The organism is Pseudomonas edaphica (genome assembly GCF_005863185.1).
Classification (GTDB): Bacteria; Pseudomonadota; Gammaproteobacteria; order Pseudomonadales; family Pseudomonadaceae; genus Aquipseudomonas; species Aquipseudomonas edaphica.
The window spans coordinates 1-4,246 of the sequence record NZ_VBVZ01000536.1 but is presented as its reverse complement, the minus strand read 5'-3'; the positions used below and the strand labels follow the sequence as shown (position 1 = coordinate 4,246).

The following is a 4,246-nucleotide window of genomic DNA, read 5'->3' as shown; positions in this document are numbered from 1 at the left end:
TCCCACAGGGGTACGCATTTCAAGTGTGGGAGCTGGCTTGCCTGCGATAGCGCCAGTAGCAACACCCATGCATTCCCTGCATAAAACCCAGTCCTCAAATGCACTTGCCAGCCCACCACCCGAACAGCGAAAACCTTCACCTGTCCTCAGTCCGGTGAAGCCTCATGTCCAACTCCCAACCCGTGCGCAACGTGCTGTACATCATGTGCGATCAACTGCGCCGCGATTACCTGTCGTGCTACGGCCACGCGCATTTGCACACGCCGAATATCGACCGCCTCGCCGCCGCCGGCGTGCGTTTCAGCCGCGCTTACACCCAGGGCACCATTTGCGGGCCGTCGCGGATGTCGGCGTACACCGGGCGCTATGTCAGCAGCCATCAGGTGGCGTGGAACGCGGTGCCGCTGCCCTTGGAAGAGCTGACCATCGGCGACTACCTGCGCCCCCATGGCATCCGCACCGCGCTGGTGGGCAAGACCCACGCCACGCCAAACCTGGAGGCCTTGCAGCGCCTGAATATCGACCCTGAAAGCCCGCAGGCCGAGCCCTTCAATGAGGTGGGTTTCGACGCTTATTTGCGCCATGACGGCATCTACCCCGACAGCCCGCTGTTCGCGGAAAAACGCGAGTCCGCGCCCTACACCCAGTACCTGCGCGAGCACGGCTACGACGGCACTAACCCGTGGCATGAATGGGCCAACGCCGCCGTCGGCGAAAACGGCGAAGTGCTCAGCGGCTGGCATATGCGCAATGCCGGGCTGCCTGCACGGGTAGCCGAGCAGCATTCGGAGACCGTCTACACCACCGACCGCGCCATCGACTTTATCGCTGAACAAGGCGAGCAGCCGTGGTGTTTGCACCTGTCTTACATCAAGCCGCACTGGCCCTACATCGCTCCGGCGCCGTACCACGCGCTGTATGGCGCCGAGCATATCCAGGCGCCGATTCAGCCTGCGCAAACCAGTGATCATCCGGTCTACCAGGCTTTCCGTCAGCATCAGGAAAGCGTGAATTTTTCCCGTGATGAAGTGCGGCTCACAGTGGTTCCGACCTACATGGGCCTGATCAAACAAGTCGATGATCAACTCGGGCGTCTGTTCGATTTTCTGCAAAGCAACGGCCGCTGGGATGACACATTGATCGTGTTCACCAGTGACCATGGCGACTTCCTCGGCGACCACTTCCTCGGCGAAAAAGAGTTTCTGCTGGAGCCTGCGGTGGGTGTTCCACTGATCGTGCGCGACCCGCGTGCCAGTGCCGATATCAGCCGTGGCGCGGTGGATGAGCGCCTGGTAGAAACCATCGACGCCCTGCCAACGTTCCTCGATGCCCTGGGCTTGCCGGCCGCAGACCATCGCCTTGAAGGCCGCTCGCTGATCCCGCTGCTGCACGGCGAACCCATCACCTGGCGCAACTACGCCATCGCTGAATACGACTATGCCTTCCAGGCCCCAGCCCGTGAGCGTTTGGCGCAGCCCATCGACCGCTGCCGCATGACCATGGTGCGCAGTGAGCGTTGGAAATACCTGGCCTATGACGGCTTTCGTCCACAGCTGTTTGACCTGGAAAATGACCCGCAGGAAGTGCAGGATTTGGGCGACGATCCAGCGTATGCGGCGGTGCGCGAGACGCACTTGGGGTATTTGTTCGAATGGCTGCGTGGGTTGAAGCGGCGTACGACCATCAGCCATGCGGAGGTTGATTCGCGTGGCCAGTGGTTCCGGTACGGTGAGCCTGAGGCGGAAAAGGTAGTGAAAATCGGCGTCTGGTAAACACCACAAAACCTAATGTGGGAGCTGGCTTGTCGAATCGTCGCACCGCTGCGATAGCATCGCCTCGGTGTGACTCATACACCGAGGTGTCTGCATCGCAGGCAAGCCAGCTCCCACATTGTTTAATCTCCAACCTGGCTTAGAGGCCTTTGGTGGTCTGGCTGCGCTGCCCTTGCACACTCACCGGCACATCGCCCTTGAGCGTCACTCGACGCACGATGCGTTCCTGGGTGCCGTAGTCGTCCACCGCGTAATGCTGAGTGGCGCGGTTGTCCCAGATCGCCACGTCGCCGGTGTTCCAGCGCCAGCGCACGGTGTTTTCCAGGCGGGTGACGTGGCCCTGCAGCAGGTTGAACAGCTGCGCCGATTCGGTCTGGGAATAGCCTTTGAGCCGTTTGACGAAGTGCCCCAGCAGCAAGGTTTTTTCACCGCTGACCGGATGTACACGCACCACTGGGTGCTCGGTTTCATACACGGTGGAAGTAAAGATTTTGCGGTATTCCTCAAGCTTTTCCAGCGACACATCCGGCTTGCGCCCGGCGTAGTCGTACTCGTTGCTGTGCACGGCCCACAGGTTGTCGGCGAGTGCGCGCAGGTCGGCGCTGAGGTCGTTGTAGGCGGCGGCCGTGTTGGCCCACACCGTGTCGCCACCGGATTTTGGCGCCAGTACCGACCGCAGGATCGATGCCTTCGGGTAGGCGTCGACGAAGGTCACGTCGGTGTGCCAGGAATTGGCGCGCTGGCCACGGGCACCGTCCAGCTCCAACAGGAAGCGCGTGCCGTCGCGCACCGGCACTGTCGGGTGTGCGATCGGCTCGCCGAGCAGGTGCGCGAAGGCTTCCTGGCTCTGGTCATCGAGGTGGGTTTGCTCGCGGAAAAAGATCACTTTGTACTGCACCAGTGCGTGCTGGATGGCCTCGACGGTGGCGGCATCCAGGTCACCGGAGAGTTTGATGCCACGGATCTCGGCGCCGATGCGGCCAGCCACCGGGTGGATGTCGAGCGCCTGGGCGACGGGTTGAACAGCTAATGCGGCGTTGCTCATTGTGATGACCCTCATGTGCCTGCTGATGGTGGGATGCTTTCCTGCAACGCTCTATTCATATGCAATTTAGATCTAGCAAATGAATCAATGCTTCGTTGACGGAATAAGAGCTTGCATTTAAAACCTCAGCTCCCACGGTCGCAAATGCCTTCGACCTATTTTTCAAATGCCGGGAAAGCATATGGATCTTCGCCAACTTCGGTACTTCATCGCCCTCAACGAACACCGTAGTTTCGTGCGCGCAGCCGACGCCATGGGCATCACCCAACCGGCGTTCAGCCGCAGCATCCAGGGGCTCGAACAGGAGTTCGGCTGCGTACTGGTCGACCGTGGCCACAAGGACTTGCGCCCCACGCCAGAGGGCCAGGTGGTGCTGCAACATGCCTTGACCCTGGTACACGGCGCCGCGCTGCTGAGCAGTGAAGTCACGCGCATGACCAAGCTCGACGCCGGCGACCTGCGCTTCGGTTGCGGCCCGGCGCCAGCGGTAAAACTGGTGCCGGATGCAGTGGCGCGTTTTATCGGCGCGCACCCGAAAATCCGCACCAGTTTCCAGGTGGATAACTGGGAAAAACTCAGCCGCGCCTTGAGCCGCGAAGAGATCGAATTTTTTATCGCCGATATCCGCCAGTTCGAGGCCGACCCGAACTTCCAGACCCGCGCATTGACGCCCAAGCGCGGCGTGTTTTTCTGCCGCCCAGGCCACCCGTTACTGGCCAAGGACAGCCTGTCGACCAACGACATGTTCGACTACCCGCTGGCCTCGCCGCTGATCTCTCAGGGCATTCGTAAACTGCTGGCGAACCTGAGTGGGCGCATGGACTTTTCACCCAGCATTCAGACTGAACACTTCCCGGCGCTGGTAAAAATCGTGCTGCAATCGAACGCCATCGGCGTGGGCACCGAGGAAGCTTTTGCCGAGGACATCGCACAGGGTTCGCTGGTGCTGCTGCACTGGCGCAACCTGCCGCAGAACATGGAGACCATGAGCGCGCGTTGTGGGATTGTCAGCCGCACGGGATCGAGGTTGTCGCCGGCGGCCAAGGCGATGATCGAGACATTGGTGGAGGTCGACAGGCAGGAGGTGAGTGTGGCGGTTTGACGGGCCTCATCGCAGGCAAGCCAGCTCCCACAGTTGGAATGCATTCCCCTGTGGGAGCTGGCTTGCCTGCGATAGCAATATCCCAGCCACCAAAAACCTCAGAGCCCCGCCGCCGCCAGGTTCGGCGCCACCCAATCACTCACTTGAAACGACTTGCGAATCAACTTCTCCTTCGACGCCAAATCCACCGCGCCCTGCAACTTGCCCAGGAACACCGGATCCAGCGTCGCCGGGAAAATCTCGCTGAGCTGCTGGTCTTTCAAGTCGTTGGTCAGGATCACCGGTGGGTAACTGGCTCGCCCCGACACTAGCTCGATATAGGCCTGC

At 60.8% G+C, this 4,246-nt stretch carries 3 protein-coding genes and 1 pseudogene; 2 read left to right on the top strand and 2 right to left on the bottom strand.

Going from position 1 to position 4,246, the window contains the following annotated elements; all coding sequences use genetic code 11:
• Positions 1–164 precede the first annotated feature (164 nt).
• Positions 165–1,772, top strand: a complete 1,608-nt coding sequence (locus FEM54_RS25965; protein WP_138453603.1) for an alkaline phosphatase family protein — start codon at positions 165–167, stop codon at positions 1,770–1,772.
• Positions 1,773–1,911: 139 nt separating this feature from the next.
• Here the strand turns inward: FEM54_RS25965 and FEM54_RS25955 are convergent, their stop codons facing one another.
• The gene (locus FEM54_RS25955) at positions 1,912–2,817 is read right to left on the bottom strand and encodes a TauD/TfdA dioxygenase family protein (RefSeq protein WP_017136707.1); all 906 of its coding nucleotides are present in this window, start codon (positions 2,815–2,817) and stop codon (positions 1,912–1,914) included.
• Between the two features lie 181 nt (positions 2,818–2,998).
• Here FEM54_RS25955 and FEM54_RS25950 point away from each other — a divergent pair, with 181 nt between their 5' ends.
• Positions 2,999–3,919: a LysR family transcriptional regulator gene (locus FEM54_RS25950; RefSeq protein ID WP_017136706.1), complete on the top strand. Its 921-nt coding sequence runs from the start codon at positions 2,999–3,001 to the stop codon at positions 3,917–3,919.
• A gap of 98 nt (positions 3,920–4,017) precedes the next feature.
• On the opposite strand, the pseudogene FEM54_RS25945 reads toward FEM54_RS25950, so the two are convergent.
• Positions 4,018–4,246 (bottom strand): annotated as a pseudogene (locus FEM54_RS25945) (ABC transporter substrate-binding protein); the annotation flags it as partial.